Raw genomic sequence first — 19,459 nt, 5'->3', positions numbered from 1 at the left:
ATACTCCCTTTTTAAGGATTTCATGTGGAATTCGCGGGGCATTAATACGTGGATTGTCCGGAAGGATTCTTCTCGAGGGGTTCACTCCCATCGCGCTCCATTGGAGCGCTAAAAAAAGCCGACCCACTTGAAAAACGCTCCCGATAAAAATTCCGTCTTAAAAGGCAACTTTAACGACAAATCCTGTTAAAATTGCCGTTTTGGGCGAGAATCACCAACCTTAATCAAACTCCGCGCAGGAGAAGTTTGCAATGGTGCCGGGGCGGGGCTTTGAACCCCGGACCTCTCGGTTTCTCAGGCTCCCCCCGAAGGGGAGCGGCCCTATGAGCCGAGCGCTCTGACCAGGCTAAGCTACCCCGGCACTGCCCGAGCGCTCGGGTTATACCTTCAGGGAGTCATTTTTAAATCTTTCGGCGTCTTCAGTAGTAGCCGTATCCGTAGGCGAACGCCATCCTTCTCCGGATTTTCTTGCCGTAGTAGTAGCCCATTGCCATGCCAACGAGCAGGCCGCCGAGGTGGGCGTAGGCGTTAACCCCGGGCAGGATGCTGTTCAGCAGGAACAGGAAGAGTGCGTTGAGGAGGGCACTCTGAAGGTCACCGCCGATGATACCCCTCATCACTATCAGGGTTCCAGCTATGCCGAAGAGCGCCCCGCTGGCCCCGGCACTCACGGTGTTCGGCGGGAGGAAGAGGAGGGTGAGCAGGTTGCCGGCCAGTCCGGAGACGATGTAGATCATTACCAGCCTTCTGGGGCCAAGGATCGCCTCCAGCTGGCTCCCCATGATGAGCAGGAAGTACATATTAAAGATCAGGTGGAGCAGTCCCACGTGGACGAACATCGCCGTGAAGGGCTGCCACCACCAGCCGTAGTGCAGAACCGCGTGGTTCCACTGGCCGAGCAGGAGGAGAACGTCCGAGCTTATGCTCACGGGGTTCCCGCTCAGGATGACCTCAACTATGTAAACCGCGATGTTTATCAGGAAGAGGCTGAAGGTGGCCTTCCCGTACCGGTGGAAATAGTGCTCAAGGTTCATTTTCCAGCTCCTCCAGGATGATTTTCAGGAGGTATTCGTCGTTCACCGCTATGAGGTTGGTTCTGTCCGTGGCGCTCAGGTGGACCTCGAGGTCCCCTCCCCTTTCGTCCGTCACAATCGCCCCCGATTCCCTCGCTATGAGGACGCCGGCCGCTATGTCCGTCGGCCTGACGTAGTTCCTCACGTCGATGACGCCGTCAAGGGATCCCCTCGCCAGGTAGGATAGTTCGACCGCTATCGCCCCCAGAACGCGGACGCGCTTGACCCTCTGTATTATCCCGGTGTATCTTCCCCTGGTGTAGAAGCTCAATGCCTCCTTTCCGCGCTCCGGCTTTCGCACGTGAATTCTCCTCCCGTTGAGGAACGCGCCCTCCCCAGGGATAGCCTCGTAGAAGTTCTTTGGAAGGAACTCGTATATGGCACCGTAAACGGGTTTATCCCCCCTGAAAACGGCGAAGCTGAAGGCGAACACCGGTATTCCCGCGGTAAAGTTGTAGGAGCCGTCAACCGGATCCACCAGAACGGTGTAGTCGCTCCCCCTGTCTATCGTCCCGATCTCCTCGCTGATCACGTTGACGCCCAGGGGTTCGAGCCTCGACAGGACGATGTCCTCGGAAACCCTGTCCACGTAGTCAGTGGTGTCGCCGCTGGCATTCTCCCCGATAACCTCACCCGCCTTCCTCGTCCCGAACAGGGGCAGGATGGCCTTCTCAACATCCAGGGCAATGTCCCTGGCTATAGCGTTCCACTCAAACTCCATCTCAACCACCACCCATAAGCATTATCAAAAGGTTCCTCGTCCCCGGCCCGAAGCCGAGGATGAAAACGGTCAGTTTGACGAAGTTGACCAGATCCTCGTCTTCCTCTCCCCTCATCTGGTCCAGTATCCAGACCACCGGCAGGAGGATGAGGAACTTCTCGAGGTACATCGCAGCCGGTGTTCCCAGCGTATCAATCAGCCATCTGGCGAGAACGTGCTGTTCCCAGAAGCCGAAGAACTGAATTCCGACGAAGGTTGTCGTTGCGTCGTAGAAGTGGGTGTAGAAGAGCAGATCGTTGTCCCTTATCAGCCTAAACCTCCTCGCCAGAACCCAGATGAAAGCCTCGGCTACCAGGAGGGCGGGGATGAAGTACTTCAAAACACCCCAGTTAAAGTCCACTTTATCCAGATTTATCGCCAGGATGAAGAGCAATCCTCCAACGAGGATCCATCCGAAGTCCCGGTAGAGGGGATGGAACTTCTCATTCCCACAGTGCCTCCAGACAGTGTAGAGGGAGGCTATCGCAAAGGCCGCTATGACGAAGTAGCCGCCGGGACTTACGGTTAAGTATGTCCTCGGCAGGATCCCCACGTCGGTCATGCTCCTCATGAGGGGGCCGAGGATTACGTAGGGTATCAGGGCCCTGAAGAACCGCTCGTCAACCCGAATTCCCATGCGCTTGAGCATCCGGTAGAGGAGTATGACCGCAATGCCGAGGATTAGGGCGTAAACAAGGGTGTTCACCGGGTTATAGCCCTGGTTCTCCTTGATTGGAAGGATAAAGTACTCGTAGAAGAACTCGTAGAGACCCATTCGACCACCCCTCTGGGTTCTTCCGATAGCCTTAAAGCTTTTCCCACCCTAGTGCAGGGGGTGGTGAGAAAAGTGCACCTGATGCAGCTCCCCAGAGAGGTGCTCCTGGGCGAGAACCTTATAGGCGAGACAGTGAACGTGGCGGAACGCCTCGGACTGGGGAAGAAGGCCCTGGTGCTCTACGGTCCCAGGACCCGCAGGATAGCCGGGAAGGACGTGGAGGATGCTCTGGGTGATCACTACGAGGTCGAAGGCGTGACCGTTAGTGGGGCCACCATGGGCGAGGTTGAGAGGGTTATCTCGATAATCCAGGATCACCGCTCGGACTGGCTCATAGCGGTCGGCGGAGGGAGTATAATAGACGTAGCCAAGCTGTCCTCCTTCCGGGCGGGGGTTCCCTTCATCAGCTTTCCGACAACAGCCTCCCACGACGGGATCGCGAGCGCCAACGCCTCCATAAGGGACCTTGGACTCAAGACGTCCCTCAAAGCCGTCCCCCCGATAGCTGTAATAGCCGACGTGAAGGTAATAAAAACCGCACCATACCGCTATTTAGCGGCGGGAGTCGGGGACGTCATAAGCAACCTTACAGCTGTTAAAGACTGGCAGCTGGCCCACAGGCTGAAGGGAGAATACTACAGTGAGTACGCGGCCTCGCTGAGTCTGATGAGCGCGAAGATGACAATGCGCAGCGCCGACATAATAAGGCTGGGCAATGAGGAGAGCGTGAGGAGGGTCGTGAAGGCCCTGATAAGCGGTGGGGTGGCCATGAGCATAGCCGGTTCCTCAAGACCCGCGAGCGGTGCGGAGCATCTCTTCAGCCACGCCCTCGATTCCCTCCTTGAAAAACCTGCCTTGCACGGTGAGCAGGTCGGCGTCGGGACGATAATAATGGCCTATCTCCACGGCCTTAAATGGGAGCGCGTTAGGGAAACCTTAAAGAAGGTGGGAGCGCCAACTAACGCATACGAGCTGGGGATTGATCCCGAGGTAATCGTCGAGGCCCTCACCATAGCCCACACCATAAGACCGGAGCGCTACACGATCCTTGGGAGGGAGGGCCTAACGAGGGAGGCGGCCGAGAAGGCCGCTGAAATCACCGGAGTCATCTGACTGTCATCACTCACGACGGAGGTGTTTGAGATGGCGATAATCACGTTAGTCGGTGAAAAGCTGGCAAGACCGGGAGTTGAGTTCATATTCTACGGCCCTGCTGAGCCGTGCAAGACGTGCAAGCTTGCAGGAGTCTGCGTTGGAAACCTCGAACCCGGACGGAGGTACAAAATCCTGCGCGTAAGGAGCATGCCGTCGCACTCATGCCCGCTCCACGAGGGGAAGGTAAGGGTTGTCGAGGTCGTTGAACCGAGCATCGAGGTGGCAATAGAGCCAAGGCTCGCAATAGCGGGTTCAGTGATAAAGCTGCAGTTCGCGGAATGCAACGACAGGGAGAAGGCGGACCTCTTCAGGCCTGAGGGCCTCTTCGAGGGCGACCAGGTGAAGGTGATAGAGGTAACCGGGGAGGTCGAGTGCAACGGGAAGACCTACAAGGTCGTCAAGGTCATGCGCAAGAAGGATTAGCTCTTTTCCACTTTTGTGAAGGCTATTCTCTCTTCTTCTCCAATTTTAATTCTGTATGCCCCCATTTCTCCCGCGAGGAACCCTTCTATCGCCTTCAGCGTTTTCTCGCGCCTCCGCAGGATTTCCTGCGCCTCCTCAACTCCCACAGCCCTGAACCACACTCTTGTCCCGGGCCTGCTTTGAGCCAGGAGGTGTAAATCAGCGCTTATCACCGTTCCAATCTTCGCGTAGCCGCCGGTGGTTTGTGCATCGCGCATCATCACTATCGGCCTTCCATTGGCTGGAACCTGAACGGCTCCAGGAATTAGCGGTTCCGTGACGATGCCGGCACCCTTTTGAGAGTGCCCTATAACCGGCCCGTCCATCCGGTAGCCCATCCTGTCGCTTTCAGACGTTACTGTATAGGCTTTGCTCAGAAAAGTCTTCACACCAGTCTCGCTGAAGTGCTCTAAATTGGGACCGAGAACAACCCTTATTTCCCGTTCCTTACTCGAATAATCAGGCCTGAGTTCGGGGGACAGATAACGCCCTTCTCTGCCGGTCAGGATGGCGTAACTCAGGCTTAACCTGTCGCCGGCCTTCAGCGGCCTTCCAAGGTTCGCCCTCGGATAAGCGGAACAGCTGCCCAAAAGTTTTTCACATTTCACCCCGCCGGCAAAGGCGATGTAGCCGTAGAGTCCACTTTTCAGGGTTCTAACTTCCAGAACGTCCCCCCTCTTTCCCCAGTAGCTCGTCCAGGGTTCGACAGGAACGCCATTGAGCTTAACCTTGACGTCCCCGGCGACGGCAAAAACCGCGGAGGCGTTGAACCTCATCGTCGGCCCCGTTAGGAGAAACTCCAAAAGCGGAGCGTTTCCGGGGTTTCCAACGAGGTAGTTTGCTATTCTCGCGGAGTAATCATCCATGAAGCCGGAAACCGGGACGCCGAGCTTTCTGTAGTCGCGCCTTCCATTATCTTGAACCGTTAGGAGAGAGGGAACACTGAGGAGCTCAATCAATCCCCTCACCCCACTCCTTCTCGTACAGCCCCCTGAACTCGCTCTCGTCTATGGGCACGAACTTCACCCTGTCACCCGGCTGGAGAAGGGTTGGCGGCTCTTTCGACGGGTTGAAAAGCCTCAACGGTGTTCTCCCGATGAGCCGCCAGCCGCCGGGGCTTTCGAGGGGGTAGATGCCGGTCTGCCTTCCCGCTATTCCCACGGAGCCGGCGGGCACTTTGAGGCGCGGTTTTTCCAAGCGGGGCGCCGCTATGCGCTCGTCCATTCCGCCGAGGTAAGCAAAACCAGGGAGGAAGCCGAGGAAGTAGACGCGGTAAACCGGCCCCGAGTGAATCTCGATAACGTCATCAACGCTCAAACCGTTGTATTCTGCAACGAACTCCAAATCCGGGCCGTACTGGCCACCGTAGACAACGGGAACCTCGACGAGCCTGCCCCTGAATGACTCTGTTTCAGCGCTTAACAGCGGCTTTATGGCGCTCTCGACTTCGGCGTAGGTGGCTTTGAGAGGGTCGTAGACCACGAGGAGGGAGGAATAAGCGGGAACGACCTCCACGAGCCACTCAAAGCCTGCTTTTTCTATGGTCCCTGCAACGGCGTGGACCCTGCCGTTTATCTCCTCGTCTATGGCCTCACCGAAGGAAATCAGAAGGGCGGAGTCGCCGGCGGGCTTTAGCTCTGGCATCATGGAGTTCACCAGAAAAGAAAGTCGATCCTTTCAAGAAGATACATCCCTGTCCCACTCCTTCCCGAGCTTCTCTAGATCCACGTCTTCCCCCAGGATCCCGAAGGCGTCGTTTAGGTCTTTAATGAACTCGTCCAGAATTATCAGCTTCACCCTTCTCTTTTTCGGAAGGTGAGGCTTCTTCAACGGCCTGAAAACCCCGTTCCCATAAATCGTTTCCACGACTCCCATGCTCCCACCGTGCTTACTTGGTTATCTGACCTTAAAAACTAACGGACTATCTCCTTCATCGGCACGACCTTCACTCCCTCCCCCTCAAGGGCCTTCCTCACCACTGAGGTTATCTCCACAGCTTTCGGATTATCACCGTGAACACAGATGGTGTCGACCTTCAGCTCGACCCACTCGCCGTTTATCGCCTCAACGCCTCCGTCCTTGACCATCGAAATCACGCGCTCCGCTATCTCCTCCTTGTCGTGTATTACCGCCCCGGGTTTCGAGCGGAGGACAAGGGTTCCGTCCGGATTATAAGCGCGGTCGGCAAAGACTTCGTGGGCCACCCTAACGCCCATCTCCTCCGCTACCTCCGCTGCCCTCGAGCCGGAGAGGGTCACGAAAATAAGCCTTTCGTCGAAGTCAGCCATACCCTCAATGACAGCCCTCGCGAGTTCTTCCTCCTTCACGAGGGCGTTGTAGAGTGCCCCGTGGGGCTTGACATGCTGGAGTTCGAGGTTTTCAGCCCTCACAAAGGCGTAAAGCGCCCCAATCTGGTAGAGAACGTAGTTTCTCGCTTCCTCCGGAGAAAGCTTCATGTATCTCCTCCCGAAGCCGAGCAGATCCGGATAGCCGGGGTGCGCACCAACGGCGACGCCGTTCTTCTTTGCGAGCCTCACGGTTCTCCTCATGACGATTGGATCTCCGGCGTGCCAGCCGGTCGCGACGTTGGCGCTCGTGATGTACTTCATAACCTCCTCATCGAGGCCGAGCCTGTAGTGACCGAAGCTCTCGCCGAGATCCGCGTTAAGGTCAACCTTCATGTTCCCACCGCTTTCCTTTCGACGGAAATCTAAAAAAGGGTTTCTCCGAGGTTCTACCATGAGAAGACCCAACGTTATAGACAGCGCCATATTCATCCAGGGGGTCGAGGTGGAGGGCGTGACCGCCCCGGGCGTTGTGGAAGAGGTAAAGGACCCCGAATCCAGGCTTTTCCTGGAGGGTCTCATCAGCGCCGGAAAGGTCAGGGTTTTGGCTCCATCGCGGGAGAGCATCGAAGTTATCGAAGACGCCGCGAGGAGAACCGGCGAGTTGAACGAGCTGAGCGAGGCTGACGTAGAGATTCTCGCACTGGCCTACGAGCTCAAAGGAATTCTCTTCACCGACGACTACAATCTCCAGAACATCGCAAAGACACTTGGCATTGAGTTCCGGACCATGAAAAGGGGCATACGAAAGGTGATTCGCTGGAACTATGTCTGCATCGGCTGTGGAAAGCGATTCAGAGAGATGCCGCCCGGGGGAACCTGTCCCGACTGCGGAAGCCCCGTGAGACTGCTCCCGAGGAGGAGACGTCAGGGGCGCAGGTAGGGGAGTACCTCGTCGTAGACCCCGCTCCAGTCAACGATGCCGACCCTCTTTGTAATCCCCCTTTCAATCAGCTCAAGGATTTCCCCAACCACTTCATCCGGATCCTTCCCGGTCGTGTCGACCTCTATGACCCTGTCGTTTTCCTCGATGGCCTCGACGAGTATCACGTCCACGAGCTCGGCCTCGACGTTTTCTCCCACTTTCTCCCTCGGGTAACCCCTCTCCTTCAGTCTCTCCCCTATGAGTCCCGGATGGGCCCGGAGAACCACCACGATGTCCGCGTTGAGGAAATGGCTTAGGTGCCCGTCAACTACGACGTCCCTTCCCGCAAAGTCCCGTTCAAAACTTCTGGCAAGCTCGTCAACGTCCAGCTCGAGCTCATCACCCCTCATCTCGCCGAGACCCTTCTCAAGGGCGTAATCCTTAATGTTGACGTATTCGTGGCCCAGTTCCCTCGCAAGGAGTTTCGAAACGGTTGTTTTTCCAACCCCGGGAGTTCCGGTTACCGCTATTATCACGGGATCACCTCCGTGCGTCCCGCCGGGCTCGGCGCTCATAGGGTACGTCATCGCCTCCGGCTCAGCCCGTCTTGGATTCACCATCGCCCGGCGGGACGGCGTCAGCGTTCCTTTCTCTTCACCCATCCGAGCAATTCGCTTTCATCATCCGCAGGTTAGCCTTAGAGATAATAGGATATAAGCTTTCTGAGTTCGGGGTCCCTGTTGGGGGGAAGCCCCAGCAACCTTCTCAGCCGGTTGTTCTCGGCCACGAGACCCGAGAGCTCAATGGCCAGGATTCTGTTGTCTTCGCTCAGCCCGTAGGCTTTAAACCGGAGCGGAGCGTACTTCTTTTCAAGCTTCCATACCTTTCCCTCCACTTCCTCAACAATCCTCTCCAGTCTTTCAACGTCCCCCTCCGGTTTTTTAAATTCCCCTACCAGGGCGAGCTCTATTATCTCCTCCACGGGAACCCCGTACCTCTCGCTCAGCCTTTCAATCTCCCCTCCAAGTTCGTCCTCGAGCTCAACCACCATCTTCCCGAGGCCCTTCTCAGGCTTGATAACGAGCCGCATTTCATCCCCTCCCCCTGCGGTTTTTCTCGAACTCCGCCCTCAGCCGCGCGTTTTCCTCTTTGATTCTGTCCCGTTCCGCGGTTAGGAACGCCCTGTCCCCGAGGGCCTTTTCGTAGAACTCCCCGAGCTCTTCCATCTCCTCTTCCATCTCGCGGAGTTTCTCCTCGAGTCTGGCCATTTTTTCCAGAAGAACCTCTTCTCGCCCGGCCAGGAGGGTCTCCTCAACCTTCGGCAGGTTTTCTTTGATCATAGCCTTTATATCCCTGCCCCCGAGGGCCCTGAGTTTATCCTTTGGAAGAACGAGCAGTACCTCCTTCATCTTCTTTTCCGCTCCAGCTCCGTCTTTCTATCGTAGCAGAGGACGTAAAAGGCCAGAAGCCCCTTCCACCTTCCGAAGGGCTCTAGTACTTCCCTCACCTCGCGCTCCCCCACTTCCCTAACGTTCTTTCCGATGATCTTCGCCACCCCCCGCCGCAGACCCAGGTCCCCAGCGGGATAGACGTTCTTCCTGAGGCCATAGGCGAGGAATAGTTCGGCAGTCCATCGTCCTATTCCTCTGAATCCGGTCAGGTACTTTACCGCCTCCACAACGCTCAGATTCCAGAGATTGAGATCCAGCTTCCCGGAGAGGTAAAGCTCTGTCAGTCCTACGATGTAGCGGGCACGATAGCCGAGCTTCGCCTCCCTGAGACCTACTTCGCCGAGTTCCGCGATCCTCCCGGCGGTGGGAAATGCGCGAAGCTCTCCGACCCGCTCGCCGGCAATCCGGACGAGGTTTTCTATTGTTTTCTGGGCGAAGTCGAAGCTGATCTGCTGCTGGGCCACCGTTTCAACGAGTGCCTGATAGGGATCCGGCGATGCGGGGCTTACGAGCCCGTAAAACTCCTCCACGAGGAAGGAGAATCGCGAATCACCTATCTCCGTATAGAAGGAGTCCAGGTCCGTGTCCAGGCCGAGAACGAAGGACAGCTTTTTTCTGGCTTCCCTCCGCTCCCCCCCGTCCCAGTCTTCGGGAAAACTGAACTCACCGTTGTAGGAAACTATGCCGGTCTTCCCCGTGCTCAGCCTGAGCGCCTGGTAAAACGTCCCATCCCTGAGGGCCCAGGTTCCGTTGCGAATCATCTCCCGGCTCGTCTTCTCGATGTCAACGACCATCGGTCAGCATCACGGGTTTATCCTTATATTCCTTTGGGGTCGGGCGGGTTTTGTCACGCGGATGCAGATCACCGGAGTGATGGACAAAAGGTTTAAACCACCCTGGGGGTACTATCTACCGGCGGTTGGGATGAAGGTAACGGGTATCCTTGCGGTGGCACTTCTCCTCCTCGCGCTCCTCCCCGGGGTGGCGGCCCACGGCACCGTCTACGTGGCGAGGGTTGAAGGGGTTATAACCGGCTACACCGCGGATCAGTTCGACAGGTACATATCGAGGGCGGAGGATGAAGGGGCCGAGGCGATAGTGATAGAGCTCAACACCCCGGGAGGAAGGGCCGACGCGATGCAGGAGATCGTCAGCAGGATTCAAAACGCGGGGGTACCCGTGATTATCTACGTCTACCCTCCTGGCGGGATGGCGGCATCGGCCGGGACTTACATAGCCCTGAGCTCTCACCTCATAGCTATGGCCCCGGGAACGGTCATCGGGGCCTGCAGGCCGATCCTCGGCTACGGCCAGAACGGAAGCATCGTCGAGGCCCCCCCGAAGATAACCAACTTTTACGTGGCATACATACGCGAACTGGCCAGGATGAGCGGTAGAAACGAGACTCTCGCCGAGGAGTTCATCACGAAGGACCGGAGCGTTACGCCAGAGGAGGCCCTGCGGTACGGAGTCATAGAGGTCATAGCGACCGACATCGGAGACCTCCTCCAGAAGGCTGACGGAATGGAGACGAAGATACCGGTTCGGGGAAGGGGGAGGGTTGTGCTGCACCTCCGAAACGCCCGGGTGGTCCATATAGAACCCTCCCTCAGGGATGAGGTCGTCAGGTACATAACCGAACCGACCATCGCCTACCTGCTCCTGAATCTCGGGATCCTGGGCCTGATATTCGGCTTCCTAACGCCCGGCTGGCACGTTCCCGAGACGGTGGGGGCCATAATGCTCGTGCTCGGAATCATCGGTCTCGGCTACTTCGGATACACCAGTGCGGGCCTTGTCCTCACGATCCTCGCGATTGTGTTCTTCGTGGCGGAGGCGCTGACGCCAACCTTTGGCCTGTTCACCGTTGCGGGGGTTGTTTCCTTCGTTCTCGGGGGAATAATGCTGTTCAGTGGAGGGGGTGAGTACCTGGTGGCAGGGGAAACCTACGACGTTCTCAGAATTGCGATAGTGGTAATGGCTATACTCCTCGGCCTGTTCTTTCTCTTCGGTGTCGCGACCGTCGTCAAAGCCCACCGCAGAAAACCCGGGGCAGGAAAGGAGGAACTAATCGGGGAGATAGGGAAGGTGATTGAGGACCTTGACCCCGAGGGGGTCGTGAAGCTCCACGGGGAGCTCTGGACCGCCGAAAGCGCCGATGGAAGGAGGATCCCGGTTGGAGAAAGGGTCAGGGTGGTTAAGGTTGAGGGGCTCAAACTGATTGTGGAGCCCCTTGAAAAACCCGAGGGAGGTGGATGAGTTGGACATGGGGACCGTGGTTCTGGGAATCGTTTTGCTTTTCGTCCTGATAATACTGGCCAGCTCAATAAAGATAGTCAAGGAGTACGAGAGGGCCGTCATCTTCCGGCTCGGAAGGGTCGTCGGTGCCAGAGGACCGGGTCTCTTCTTCATAATCCCGATATTCGAGAAAGCTGTGATAGTCGACCTCCGCACGAGGGTTCTCGATGTACCGGTTCAGGAGACCATAACCAAGGACAACGTCCCGGTGAGGGTCAACGCGGTGGTTTACTTCCGCGTCATAGACCCCGTCAAGGCGGTTACTCAGGTCAGCAACTACATAATGGCCACGAGCCAGATTGCCCAGACAACGCTGAGGAGCGTCATCGGCCAGGCACACCTTGATGAACTCCTCAGCGAGAGGGAGAAGCTCAACCTCCAGCTTCAAAAAATCATTGACGAGGCGACGGATCCGTGGGGAATAAAGGTATCAACCGTCGAGATAAAGGACGTCGAGCTGCCGAGCGGCATGCAGAGGGCGATGGCCAGGCAGGCCGAGGCCGAGAGGGAGAGAAGGGCAAGGATTCTCCTGGCCGAGGCTGAAAGACAGGCCGCTGAAAAGCTCCGCGAGGCGGCGGAGATAATAAGCGCCCACCCGATGGCGCTCCAGCTCAGGACACTCCAGACCATAAGCGACGTCGCAAGCGACAAGAGCAACGTTATAATACTGCCGCTCCCGATGGAGATGCTCAAGCTCTTCAAGAGCGTGGGGGAGGCGGCGGAGGCGGTAAAGAAGTCCGTTGAGGGTAAAGAGAAGAAAGCCGAGGCCCTCCAGAAGAAGTCCGGCTAGGCACTTTCTTTTTTTTGTTCCGGGAATTGGACCAATTGACCGCAAAAGATAAAAGCCGTTTGGTGTAGCTTCTACGCGCAGAATGGATACCCTCAAATTTGCTGGGATTGTTACAGCGTATCCACTGCCCGCCCCGGAGGTGTTGAATTTGGAAGGCCGTTCAATCGTCTTTGCGTCCGGTAAAGGTGGAACCGGTAAAACAACGACCGTTGCGAACCTCGGTGTCGCCCTGGCCCAGTTCGGAAAGGAAGTGATTCTGCTCGACGCGGACATAACCATGGCAAACCTCAGCCTGGTTCTCGGCATGGAGGACATCCCAATAACGCTGCACGACGTTCTGGCCGGAGAAGCCGACCTCAAGGATGCCATCTACGAGGGTCCCGCAGGAGTCAAGGTCATCCCCGGTGGACTGAGCCTCGAGAAGATCAAGAAGGCCAAGCCCGAGAGGTTAAGGCAGCTCATCAGGGAGATCGGCCAGATGGCGGACTTCGTTCTCATTGACGCCCCCGCGGGACTGGAGATGACCTCGGTTACAGCCCTCCTAATAGGAAAGGAGCTCATCATAGTCACCAATCCGGAGATATCCGCCATAACTGACTCCCTCAAGACCAAACTGATAGCGGAAAAACTCGGAACCCTCCCGCTCGGCGCGATACTCAACAGGGTCACCAACGAGAAGACCGAGCTCACCAGGGAGGAGATAGAGGCCATCCTCGAGGTTCCGGTTCTGGCCACGATTCCGGAGGACCCTGAGGTCAAGCGCGCTTCGGCCTACGGTGTCCCGCTCGTCATCAAGAACCCGACCAGTCCGGCGGCCATAGCCATAAAGCAGCTCGCGGCAAAGCTTGCCGGGATAAAGTGGCAGCCTCCCGAGCCGGAGAGCCCGATAAAGAGGGTCTTCAAAGCCATCTTCGGGGGGAAGAAGTGATGGCAGACGCTCTGGTCTACGGGATAGTCATAATCCTCGTGGTCCTGAACATAATCCTCCTGATGCTCTACTACTCCGCCAAGAGCAACCCCTACTACGTGGTCTACGACGAGGAAACGAAGAACGCCCTCAAGAGGCGTGTTTCCAGCCTCAAGGAGGACCTGGAGAGCGAACTCGTTGACTTTGATGTCGAGGACTGGGAAAAGACGCTGGAGGAGTCCATTGACGAGGAGGTCAGGAACCTCTGATTCTTCATCCTTCTTCCCGTCTTCGTTGGTTGTTCTGTTCGGGGGTCTTCCGGCGGTTTTAACATCATCCTGCCCAATCCACGGGTTCTAATCGCCCAATTTGACGTTCCCCAGGATGAAAACGTTTAAGTACCTCCCTGCACAATAATGGAAACTCGTGTGAAAGGGGGGTTTAAAATGAAGGCAAGGGTGAAGATCCTGGATATGTACAGCGGAAGGTACTCGGTGTTCATAAACGAGAAGGAGGCGAAGGAGTCAAAGCTCCACCCCGACGACCTGGTGAAGCTCGAGGCCGGGAAGAAGACCGTCTACGGCAGCGTCGTCATAAGCAACCTGGTTGGCGAAGGGGAGGTCGGCGTCAGCAGGGACATCCTTGACCTGCACCACTTTTCCGAAGGGGAGACCGTCGAGGTCATCCCTGCGGGAACCCCCGAGAGCGTCCGCTACATAAAGAAGAAGATGCATGGTGAGAAGCTGAGAAAGGTCGAGATCGAGGCCATAGTCAGGGACATCGTTGATAGAAAGCTCCGGGACATAGAGATAAGTGCGTTCGTTACATCACTCGAAATAAATGGCCTCGACATGGACGAGATAGCGGCTTTGACCATAGCGATGGCAGAGACCGGCGACATGCTCGACATCGATAGGAAACCGATAATGGACGTCCACAGCATCGGCGGCGTTCCCGGAAACAAGACCAACATCCTCGTCGTCCCGATAGTTGCCGCCGCCGGCCTCACGATACCCAAGACCAGCTCGAGGGCCATAACGAGCGCAGCGGGAACGGCCGATGTTGTCGAGGTCTTTGCCAACGTGAGCTTCTCCCTTGAGGAGATAAAGCGCATAGTCGAGAAGGTAGGTGCCTGTCTCGTCTGGGGCGGAGCTTTGAACCTCGCCCCCGCGGACGACATAACGATCAAGGCCGAGAGGGCGCTCAGCGTTGACCCCACCGGTCTGATGCTCGCGAGCATAATGTCCAAGAAGTACGCTATGGGCAGTCAGTACGTCCTCATCGACATCCCGACAGGAAAGGGCGTTAAGGTTGAAACCGTCGAGGAGGCGAGGGCTTTAGCCAGGGACTTCATAGAGCTCGGCAAGAGGCTCGGCCAGTACGTCGAGGTTGCGATAACCTACGGCGGCCAGCCGATAGGCCACACGGTTGGACCAGCTCTTGAGGCCAGGGAGGCCCTCTCGACACTGATGACAGGCAAGGGGCCCGGAAGCCTCATAGAAAAAGCCACCGGGCTGGCCGGCATACTCCTGGAGATGGGAGGCGTTGCTCCAGCCGGAATGGGGAAGAAGATGGCAAAGGAGATCCTGGAAAGCGGAAAGGCCTGGGCAAAGATGAAGGAGATAATCGAGGCCCAGGGAGGGGATCCCAACATCAAGCCGGAGGAGATACCCATAGGCGACAAGACCTACACCTTCACCGCCCAGACGAGCGGCTACGTTACCGCGATAGACAACAGGGCCATAACGGGGATAGCGAGAGCCGCCGGAGCACCCGAGGACAAGGGGGCAGGACTGGAGCTCTACGTCAAGGTCGGGGAGAAGGTCAGGGAGGGCGACCCGCTCTTCACGATCCACGCCGAACACGAGGCGAGACTCGACCAGGCCGTTGTCTACGCCAGGAGAACCGAACCGATAAGGATAGAGGGAATGGTCCTCCAGAGGATAGGAAACATCTGATCCCCTTTCATTATCCCTCCGGATCAGTCCTCAGCCCCTTTTTCCATGTCTCTCGTACCAGCCCCACTCCTTCTTGGGCCCGAAGGCCCTGACGCCCCTGTGGGCAAGTGTCACGCGGAGCTCCTTTGCCATCTCCGGTGTTATCTCCCCCCGCTCCTCCATCCAGTTTATTATCTCAAGCGCCTCCTCATCGGTCTCGCATCTCCTGAGGAAGTCTATCACCGTTGGGTTGTAGCCCGAGAAGTCAATCTGTTCTTCTTCGGTCTCAGTTTCCTCCGTCCGATATGCATCAACGGGAATTCCCTCCCCCTCCAGTTCTCTCGCGAGGGCAGGAAAGGTCCGCTCGAACTCCTCCTTATCGTACTCCTGCCAGGCGAAGTCATCAATCGCCCTCTTCTTTTTCCGCTCCATCCTCCACACCGGCATAGTTTGGGCCCGAGGGTTTATAAACTGTGGGTAAAAGCTCCATCCATGAAGGGCTCCTACTTCCTCGTTATGCGCCTCAATGAAGACAAAACCGTGAGGACGAAGGGGCGGGAGTTCTCGCTCAGGGCCGGCCACTACGTCTACGTTGGCTCGGCCATGAACTCCCTCGAAAGGCGCGTTGCCAGGCATTTTTCAAAGGAAAAGAAACTCCACTGGCACGTTGATTACCTTCTGAAGGAAGCCGAGCTGCTGAGGGCCTACCTTATCCCGGGCGAGGAAAGACTGGAGGAGAGGCTTTCACTGGAGGTTTCGCGCTTTGGGGAACCGGTGAAGGGCTTCGGTGCCGGGGACCTCAGGCTCAACACCAACCTCTACCGCTTCGAGGGGGAGCCGGATGACGTTCTTACGGCCATTCTGAAATCCCTTGGGTTGGAGTGGAAAAGGGTTAAAAGCCGGGAGGAGGTTATGGGGTTCGGGGGGAGAAAATGAAGCCCAGGATCGGCAAGGTTGAATCCTACATACACGAAAAGCTCAAAAGGGAAAAACTTCACTTCGTGCTCCTCGATCCAGACGACGTTGACCCGGAAACGGCCGGAGGGATAGCGGAAATAAGCGAGGAGATAGGGGTTGACGCCATAATGATAGGCGGCTCAACCGGGGCCGAGGGCGAGGTTCTGGACGGCGTTGTCAGGGCCATAAAGGAGTCCTCCTCGCTGCCGACAATACTTTTTCCGGGATCGCACGGAGGGATAAGCAGATACGCGGATGCAATATTCTTCATGAGCCTGCTCAACTCAATCAACCCCTTCTTCATCACCGGTGCCCAGGCCCTTGGAGCGTTCCGGGTGAAGCGCTATGGGATAGAACCCATCCCCATGGCCTATCTCATAGTCGAGCCCGGCGAGACCGTCGGGTGGGTCGGCGATGCGAAGCCGATACCAAGGCACAAGCCGAAGATTGCAGCGGCCTACGCTCTGGCCGGCCAGTACCTGGGGATGAGGTTCGTTTATCTTGAGGCCGGAAGCGGTGCCGACAGACCCGTTCCGCCGGAGATGGTGGCGGTGGTCAGGAAGGTCGTTGACGTTCCCCTCATCGTGGGCGGGGGCATACGAACCGGAGAGCAGGCCGGGGCCGCCGTGAGGGCAGGGGCCGACGTGGTGGTGACCGGCACCGCGGTGGAGAAGGCGGGATCCGTCGAGGAGGCAAGGAAAAAGCTGGAAGAACTGAACCGGGGAATAAAGGGGTAAGCTCAGGCCTCTGAGAGGATCCTGAAGGTTACCCTTCCGTTTCTGATTATCTTCTTGAGTTCTGCGAGAAGCTTTGGAACGTTCTCCTCAATGACTTCCATCCTAATCTCGCTGATACCCCTAACTGTGGGCGGGAAGAGGTGTACATCCCTTATCCTGCCCCTGATTGTAGAATACAAACGGCCTAAGATCTCCCCTCTGTCTTTGTAGGGCAGTTTTATTTCGATCTCAACAATCTGCATTCCTATCACCGTCTCATTTTATGAAAGAAGCCCTATAAAACCTTTTTCATAAGCGAGGATCATCTGTTCTGAAGGGGTATATTCCCCGTGGTTATTGGGCGGCCGAAAGACTTATCCCGCACCGCTTCGATTTGGATCGCGGTGATGTGGGTGAGGGCCTTTATATCCCTCGACCTTGAGGGACTTCCCTACATAGTGAGCAGGGAGCACCTCTTCGTGAGGGGTGCCCTCTATTCCGAGGCTAGAAGGATAGCAACCGAGATCGTGAAGACCGTCGCCGGGGCGCTCCGCGAAAATGGTTTTGACGAGGTTACGGTGGCCGACAGCCACGGACCCATGGTGAACATCCTGCCCGAGGAGATGCCCGAGTACGTCGAGCTCGTCAGGGGTTTTCCCAGGCCCCTCAGCATGGTGACCTCTGCCAGGGGAAGCGACGCCGCCCTCTTCCTGGGCTACCACGCTAAGGCCGGAACGGGAAGGGCGACCTTTGACCATACTTACAGCAGCGCCAGCGTTGACAGGCTCGAGATAAACGGCGTGGAGGTGAGCGAGTTCCTTCTAAACGCCTACCTCCTCGGGAGCTGGGGAATCCCCGTTATCCTCGTGGGGGGAGATCGGAGGTTGATAGAGGCAGACGTGAAGGTTCACGCCCCCTGGGCTGTGGGCATTCCCCTCAAGGAGGCCGTTTCGCGATACGCCGCCAGGAGTCCCAGTATGGCGAGGATAAAGGGGATGCTGGAGGCGGGCGTTGAAGAGGCCGTTGAGAGGTTTAGGAAGGGCAGAACCGAGCTCCTGACAGCGGAAGAGCCCGTCCACGTGAGCCTGCGCTTTCTGAACAGTGCCTTCGCCGATGCCTCGGAGCTTCTCCCCTTCGTGAGGCGTGTTGATGGAAAGACCGTGGAGTTCGAGGTAGAAACGGTGGAGAACGCCTACAGAACCGTTGAGCTCCTCGTCCTTGCGGCCGCCGGTGTCAACGCGATCGTCACGAGGTAAAAGCTTAAGTTGGGAAAGGGCAAAGATGGTAACGCCCCCGGGAAACCGCGGGGGATGAGCGATCGGCGAGCAGTGAGTCCCCTTCGCTCCCCGGGGGCACAGCCCGGCTAACGGATCCCGTAGCCCGACCGGTCCCGTGAGTAGCTTCCCCGTCCTTCCCGATCTCTCGAGCGACGGGGTCTTCTGCGGTAACCCTCTCCGAAGTGGGTTCCAGTCATGTGTCTTTCGGGATGATCCGCCGGGATCTCCTCGCTCAGCTCGGATCTTCTGACCTCAACGCCGGCACGACGGGAAATATCCCACATCTTCCTCCTTTCCCGGGGTGTTACGAAGGTCACTGCCCGGCCCTTCTTACCCATCCTTCCAGTCCTGCCCACCCTGTGGACGTAGTCTTCGGCCGTCATTGGAACGGAGTAGTTGACGATGTGGGTCACGTTCTGCACGTCAAGGCCCCTCGCGGCGACGTCGGTCGCGACCAGAATCCTGGTTCTCCCCTCCCGGAAGCGCCGGAAGGTCCTCTCGCGCGCGGCCTGACTCATGTCGCCGTTTAGAGCTTCGGCGCTGTAGCCGTCGCGTCTCAACCTCTCGCTCAGCTCCCCTGTTTCCCTCCTGGTCTGACAGAAGACGATGCCGTAGAAGTCATCCTTGAGAATCTCCCTAAGCTTTCCGTATTTTCTTCCTGGAACGACCTCGACGTACTCCTGCTCCACCATCCCGGGGATTATCTCGTCCCTGCTGACTATCACCACCTCTGGATCGCGCATATACTTTTTCGCCAGGAGGAGAACATTCATGGGCATCGTGGCCGAGAACATCAGCGTTCTCTTCTCCTCCGGTGTCTCCCTGAAAATCGCCTCGATGTCCTCTATAAAGCCCATGTCGAGCATCCTGTCGGCTTCGTCCAGAATGAAGAACCTGACGCCGCTCAAATCAAGAGTGCCGCGCCTTATGTGGTCGAGAACCCTGCCGGGGGTTCCGACTACGATGTGCGTGCCCCTCTCGAGTGCCCTTATCTGCGGGCCTATCGGCTGGCCGCCGTAGACCGCGTAGACGTATATCCTCTTCCTCCCGCGGAGGCTCTTGATCTCGTCCGCCACCTGGAGTGCCAGTTCCCTCGTCGGGGTGAGGATTATCGCCTGGACGCCCCGCTTCCCTGGATCAATCGCCTCAATTATCGGAAGCGCAAAAGCCGCCGTCTTTCCGGTCCCGGTCTGGGACTGCCCAATGACGTCTCTATCGCCAGAAAGGAGAATGGGTATAACCTCCCTCTGGATGTCGGTTGGTTCCTCAAAACCCCTCTCCCTGAGGGCCAGTAACGTGGCCCTGGATAAGCCTAACTCCTCAAAACTCATTTTTCTAACTCCTGTACGTTACTCAGACGCACCCCTTCTCAAACGGAACGCGCCGAGAAGAAACGCGATCTGGCGGGCCGGGGGGGATTCGAACCCCCGACCACGGGATTAAGAGTCCCGCGCTCTAACCATGCTGAGCTACCGGCCCTCAACCCGAAACCATAGAGGGGCGGCCAATTTATAAGGTTTTCGGTCGGTTGGAGGGAGAGGGAAAAGAGAAAACTTTATAAATCCTCTCCGAGCGTTATAATCTGGCGGCGCGGGGGTTGCCGAGCCTGGTCAAAGGCGCGGGATTGAGGGTCCCGTCCCGCAGGGGTTCCGGGGTTCAAATCCCCGCCCCCGCACCACATCAAACTTCGC

The 19,459-nt window shown here is 57.3% G+C and carries 25 protein-coding genes and 3 tRNA genes; 12 read left to right on the top strand and 16 right to left on the bottom strand.

The window, feature by feature from the left end; translation table 11 throughout:
- Nucleotides 1-252: 252 nt before the first annotated feature.
- The 4 genes from MV985_RS09815 to MV985_RS09800 all read right to left on the bottom strand — a co-directional run bounded on the left by MV985_RS09815 (nt 253) and on the right by MV985_RS09800 (nt 2,608).
- Nucleotides 253-361: transfer RNA gene (locus MV985_RS09815), tRNA-Met, on the bottom strand.
- Nucleotides 362-419: 58 nt separating this feature from the next.
- Nucleotides 420-1,034: a rhomboid family intramembrane serine protease gene (locus tag MV985_RS09810; protein ID WP_297465803.1), complete on the bottom strand. Its 615-nt coding sequence runs from the start codon at nt 1,032-1,034 to the stop codon at nt 420-422.
- The gene (locus MV985_RS09805) at nt 1,024-1,794 is read right to left on the bottom strand and encodes a bifunctional fructose-bisphosphatase/inositol-phosphate phosphatase (RefSeq protein ID WP_297465848.1); all 771 of its coding nucleotides are present in this window, start codon (nt 1,792-1,794) and stop codon (nt 1,024-1,026) included. Before MV985_RS09805 ends, MV985_RS09810 begins: the two co-directional genes overlap by 11 nt.
- 1 nt (nt 1,795) lies before the next feature.
- Nucleotides 1,796-2,608: a DUF63 family protein gene (locus tag MV985_RS09800; protein ID WP_297465801.1), complete on the bottom strand. Its 813-nt coding sequence runs from the start codon at nt 2,606-2,608 to the stop codon at nt 1,796-1,798.
- Nucleotides 2,609-2,680: 72 nt separating this feature from the next.
- On the opposite strand from MV985_RS09800, the gene MV985_RS09795 reads away from it, so the two are divergent.
- A complete protein-coding gene (locus MV985_RS09795; protein ID WP_297465847.1) occupies nt 2,681-3,721 on the top strand; it encodes an NAD(P)-dependent glycerol-1-phosphate dehydrogenase in 1,041 nt (346 codons plus the stop codon).
- A 30-nt stretch (nt 3,722-3,751) separates the two neighbouring features.
- Nucleotides 3,752-4,186, top strand: a complete 435-nt coding sequence (locus MV985_RS09790; RefSeq protein ID WP_297465799.1) for a UPF0179 family protein — start codon at nt 3,752-3,754, stop codon at nt 4,184-4,186.
- Here MV985_RS09790 and MV985_RS09785 read toward each other — a convergent pair.
- The 4 genes from MV985_RS09785 to MV985_RS09770 are packed head-to-tail and all read right to left on the bottom strand — an operon-like array spanning nt 4,183 to nt 6,906.
- Nucleotides 4,183-5,184, bottom strand: coding sequence for a biotin-dependent carboxyltransferase family protein (locus MV985_RS09785; RefSeq protein WP_297465797.1), 1,002 nt, complete (start codon nt 5,182-5,184; stop codon nt 4,183-4,185). The two genes, MV985_RS09790 and MV985_RS09785, sit on opposite strands and share 4 nt — an antisense overlap.
- Entirely contained in the window at nt 5,177-5,872 is a 696-nt protein-coding gene (gene pxpB, locus MV985_RS09780) for a 5-oxoprolinase subunit PxpB (protein ID WP_297465795.1), read from the bottom strand. The genes MV985_RS09785 and pxpB overlap by 8 nt, the downstream gene beginning before the upstream one ends.
- Nucleotides 5,873-5,902: 30 nt before the next feature.
- Complete coding sequence (locus MV985_RS09775) at nt 5,903-6,100, bottom strand: antitoxin family protein (RefSeq protein WP_297465793.1); 198 nt, start codon at nt 6,098-6,100, stop codon at nt 5,903-5,905.
- 38 nt (nt 6,101-6,138) lie between these two features.
- Nucleotides 6,139-6,906 carry a 5-oxoprolinase subunit PxpA gene (locus MV985_RS09770; RefSeq protein WP_297465791.1) on the bottom strand — a complete coding sequence of 256 codons (768 nt, stop codon included), beginning with the start codon at nt 6,904-6,906 and terminating at the stop codon, nt 6,139-6,141.
- A gap of 58 nt (nt 6,907-6,964) precedes the next feature.
- On the opposite strand from MV985_RS09770, the gene MV985_RS09765 reads away from it, so the two are divergent.
- Nucleotides 6,965-7,453, top strand: a complete 489-nt coding sequence (locus MV985_RS09765) for a type II toxin-antitoxin system VapC family toxin (protein WP_297465788.1) — start codon at nt 6,965-6,967, stop codon at nt 7,451-7,453.
- Here MV985_RS09765 and MV985_RS09760 read toward each other — a convergent pair.
- The 4 genes from MV985_RS09760 to MV985_RS09745 all read right to left on the bottom strand — a co-directional run bounded on the left by MV985_RS09760 (nt 7,438) and on the right by MV985_RS09745 (nt 9,680).
- The gene (locus tag MV985_RS09760; RefSeq protein ID WP_297465845.1) at nt 7,438-7,971 is read right to left on the bottom strand and encodes an adenylate kinase family protein; all 534 of its coding nucleotides are present in this window, start codon (nt 7,969-7,971) and stop codon (nt 7,438-7,440) included. The genes MV985_RS09765 and MV985_RS09760 overlap by 16 nt on opposite strands.
- Nucleotides 7,972-8,132: 161 nt before the next feature.
- The gene (locus MV985_RS09755) at nt 8,133-8,525 is read right to left on the bottom strand and encodes a hypothetical protein (protein WP_297465786.1); all 393 of its coding nucleotides are present in this window, start codon (nt 8,523-8,525) and stop codon (nt 8,133-8,135) included.
- A 1-nt stretch (nt 8,526) separates the two neighbouring features.
- Nucleotides 8,527-8,844, bottom strand: coding sequence for a hypothetical protein (locus MV985_RS09750; protein ID WP_297465784.1), 318 nt, complete (start codon nt 8,842-8,844; stop codon nt 8,527-8,529).
- On the bottom strand, nt 8,841-9,680 hold the full coding sequence (locus MV985_RS09745; protein WP_297465782.1) for a DNA-3-methyladenine glycosylase: 840 nt from the start codon (nt 9,678-9,680) through the stop codon (nt 8,841-8,843). Before MV985_RS09745 ends, MV985_RS09750 begins: the two co-directional genes overlap by 4 nt.
- Nucleotides 9,681-9,810: 130 nt before the next feature.
- On the opposite strand from MV985_RS09745, the gene MV985_RS09740 reads away from it, so the two are divergent.
- The 5 genes from MV985_RS09740 (at nt 9,811) to MV985_RS09720 (ending at nt 14,839) form a co-directional block, all read left to right on the top strand.
- Entirely contained in the window at nt 9,811-11,145 is a 1,335-nt protein-coding gene (locus MV985_RS09740; protein ID WP_297465780.1) for a nodulation protein NfeD, read from the top strand.
- A 7-nt stretch (nt 11,146-11,152) separates the two neighbouring features.
- Nucleotides 11,153-11,974, top strand: coding sequence for a slipin family protein (locus tag MV985_RS09735; RefSeq protein ID WP_297465843.1), 822 nt, complete (start codon nt 11,153-11,155; stop codon nt 11,972-11,974).
- Between the two features lie 148 nt (nt 11,975-12,122).
- Complete coding sequence (minD, locus tag MV985_RS09730) at nt 12,123-12,902, top strand: cell division ATPase MinD (protein ID WP_297465778.1); 780 nt, start codon at nt 12,123-12,125, stop codon at nt 12,900-12,902.
- Nucleotides 12,902-13,150 carry a hypothetical protein gene (locus MV985_RS09725; protein ID WP_297465775.1) on the top strand — a complete coding sequence of 83 codons (249 nt, stop codon included), beginning with the start codon at nt 12,902-12,904 and terminating at the stop codon, nt 13,148-13,150. The genes minD and MV985_RS09725 overlap by 1 nt, the downstream gene beginning before the upstream one ends.
- Before the next feature lie 177 nt (nt 13,151-13,327).
- A complete protein-coding gene (locus MV985_RS09720) occupies nt 13,328-14,839 on the top strand; it encodes an AMP phosphorylase (protein WP_297465772.1) in 1,512 nt (503 codons plus the stop codon).
- A gap of 30 nt (nt 14,840-14,869) precedes the next feature.
- On the opposite strand, the gene MV985_RS09715 is transcribed toward MV985_RS09720, so the two are convergent.
- Nucleotides 14,870-15,250: a DUF2095 family protein gene (locus MV985_RS09715; protein WP_297465840.1), complete on the bottom strand. Its 381-nt coding sequence runs from the start codon at nt 15,248-15,250 to the stop codon at nt 14,870-14,872.
- A 60-nt stretch (nt 15,251-15,310) separates the two neighbouring features.
- Here MV985_RS09715 and MV985_RS09710 point away from each other — a divergent pair, with 60 nt between their 5' ends.
- Both MV985_RS09710 and MV985_RS09705 read left to right on the top strand, forming a co-directional pair.
- On the top strand, nt 15,311-15,754 hold the full coding sequence (locus MV985_RS09710) for a DUF123 domain-containing protein (RefSeq protein ID WP_297465770.1): 444 nt from the start codon (nt 15,311-15,313) through the stop codon (nt 15,752-15,754).
- Nucleotides 15,751-16,512, top strand: a complete 762-nt coding sequence (locus MV985_RS09705) for a geranylgeranylglyceryl/heptaprenylglyceryl phosphate synthase (protein WP_297465768.1) — start codon at nt 15,751-15,753, stop codon at nt 16,510-16,512. Before MV985_RS09710 ends, MV985_RS09705 begins: the two co-directional genes overlap by 4 nt.
- 2 nt (nt 16,513-16,514) lie before the next feature.
- On the opposite strand, the gene MV985_RS09700 is transcribed toward MV985_RS09705, so the two are convergent.
- Nucleotides 16,515-16,754 carry a hypothetical protein gene (locus MV985_RS09700; protein ID WP_297465839.1) on the bottom strand — a complete coding sequence of 80 codons (240 nt, stop codon included), beginning with the start codon at nt 16,752-16,754 and terminating at the stop codon, nt 16,515-16,517.
- A gap of 150 nt (nt 16,755-16,904) precedes the next feature.
- Here MV985_RS09700 and MV985_RS09695 point away from each other — a divergent pair, with 150 nt between their 5' ends.
- Nucleotides 16,905-17,747, top strand: a complete 843-nt coding sequence (locus MV985_RS09695; RefSeq protein WP_297465837.1) for a M55 family metallopeptidase — start codon at nt 16,905-16,907, stop codon at nt 17,745-17,747.
- 107 nt (nt 17,748-17,854) lie between these two features.
- Here the strand turns inward: MV985_RS09695 and MV985_RS09690 are convergent, their stop codons facing one another.
- Nucleotides 17,855-19,099 (bottom strand): DEAD/DEAH box helicase, encoded by a 1,245-nt coding sequence (locus MV985_RS09690; RefSeq protein ID WP_297465766.1) that lies wholly within the window; start codon nt 19,097-19,099, stop codon nt 17,855-17,857.
- A gap of 70 nt (nt 19,100-19,169) precedes the next feature.
- Nucleotides 19,170-19,247, bottom strand: a tRNA-Lys gene (locus MV985_RS09685).
- A gap of 111 nt (nt 19,248-19,358) precedes the next feature.
- Between MV985_RS09685 and MV985_RS09680 the strand changes: the two genes are divergently transcribed.
- A tRNA-Leu gene (locus MV985_RS09680) sits at nt 19,359-19,446 on the top strand.
- The last annotated feature ends 13 nt before the right edge of the window (nt 19,447-19,459 follow it).

The organism is Thermococcus sp. (assembly GCF_027012695.1).
In the GTDB taxonomy this organism is placed as follows: domain Archaea; phylum Methanobacteriota_B; class Thermococci; order Thermococcales; family Thermococcaceae; genus Thermococcus.
The sequence above is the reverse complement of the archived record's forward strand: the minus strand, read 5'-3'. Positions and strand labels throughout refer to the sequence as shown.

Excerpts from the sequence above, each read along its gene's own strand:
- MV985_RS09800 (WP_297465801.1), bottom strand. The coding sequence starts at position 2,608 with ATGGGTCTCTACGAGTTCTTCTACGAGTACTTTATCCTTCCAATCAAG.
- MV985_RS09770 (WP_297465791.1), bottom strand. The coding sequence starts at position 6,906 with ATGAAGGTTGACCTTAACGCGGATCTCGGCGAGAGCTTCGGTCACTAC.
- MV985_RS09805 (WP_297465848.1), bottom strand. The coding sequence starts at position 1,794 with ATGGAGTTTGAGTGGAACGCTATAGCCAGGGACATTGCCCTGGATGTT.
- MV985_RS09715 (WP_297465840.1), bottom strand. The coding sequence starts at position 15,250 with ATGGAGCGGAAAAAGAAGAGGGCGATTGATGACTTCGCCTGGCAGGAG.
- MV985_RS09735 (WP_297465843.1), top strand. The coding sequence starts at position 11,153 with ATGGGGACCGTGGTTCTGGGAATCGTTTTGCTTTTCGTCCTGATAATA.
- pxpB (WP_297465795.1), bottom strand. The coding sequence starts at position 5,872 with ATGATGCCAGAGCTAAAGCCCGCCGGCGACTCCGCCCTTCTGATTTCC.
- MV985_RS09720 (WP_297465772.1), top strand. The coding sequence starts at position 13,328 with ATGAAGGCAAGGGTGAAGATCCTGGATATGTACAGCGGAAGGTACTCG.
- MV985_RS09790 (WP_297465799.1), top strand. The coding sequence starts at position 3,752 with ATGGCGATAATCACGTTAGTCGGTGAAAAGCTGGCAAGACCGGGAGTT.
- MV985_RS09755 (WP_297465786.1), bottom strand. The coding sequence starts at position 8,525 with ATGCGGCTCGTTATCAAGCCTGAGAAGGGCCTCGGGAAGATGGTGGTT.
- MV985_RS09690 (WP_297465766.1), bottom strand. The coding sequence starts at position 19,099 with ATGAGTTTTGAGGAGTTAGGCTTATCCAGGGCCACGTTACTGGCCCTC.
- MV985_RS09810 (WP_297465803.1), bottom strand. The coding sequence starts at position 1,034 with ATGAACCTTGAGCACTATTTCCACCGGTACGGGAAGGCCACCTTCAGC.
- MV985_RS09710 (WP_297465770.1), top strand. The coding sequence starts at position 15,311 with ATGAAGGGCTCCTACTTCCTCGTTATGCGCCTCAATGAAGACAAAACC.
- MV985_RS09750 (WP_297465784.1), bottom strand. The coding sequence starts at position 8,844 with ATGAAGGAGGTACTGCTCGTTCTTCCAAAGGATAAACTCAGGGCCCTC.
- MV985_RS09745 (WP_297465782.1), bottom strand. The coding sequence starts at position 9,680 with ATGGTCGTTGACATCGAGAAGACGAGCCGGGAGATGATTCGCAACGGA.
- MV985_RS09725 (WP_297465775.1), top strand. The coding sequence starts at position 12,902 with ATGGCAGACGCTCTGGTCTACGGGATAGTCATAATCCTCGTGGTCCTG.
- MV985_RS09775 (WP_297465793.1), bottom strand. The coding sequence starts at position 6,100 with ATGGGAGTCGTGGAAACGATTTATGGGAACGGGGTTTTCAGGCCGTTG.
- MV985_RS09740 (WP_297465780.1), top strand. The coding sequence starts at position 9,811 with ATGAAGGTAACGGGTATCCTTGCGGTGGCACTTCTCCTCCTCGCGCTC.
- MV985_RS09705 (WP_297465768.1), top strand. The coding sequence starts at position 15,751 with ATGAAGCCCAGGATCGGCAAGGTTGAATCCTACATACACGAAAAGCTC.
- MV985_RS09765 (WP_297465788.1), top strand. The coding sequence starts at position 6,965 with ATGAGAAGACCCAACGTTATAGACAGCGCCATATTCATCCAGGGGGTC.
- MV985_RS09700 (WP_297465839.1), bottom strand. The coding sequence starts at position 16,754 with ATGCAGATTGTTGAGATCGAAATAAAACTGCCCTACAAAGACAGAGGG.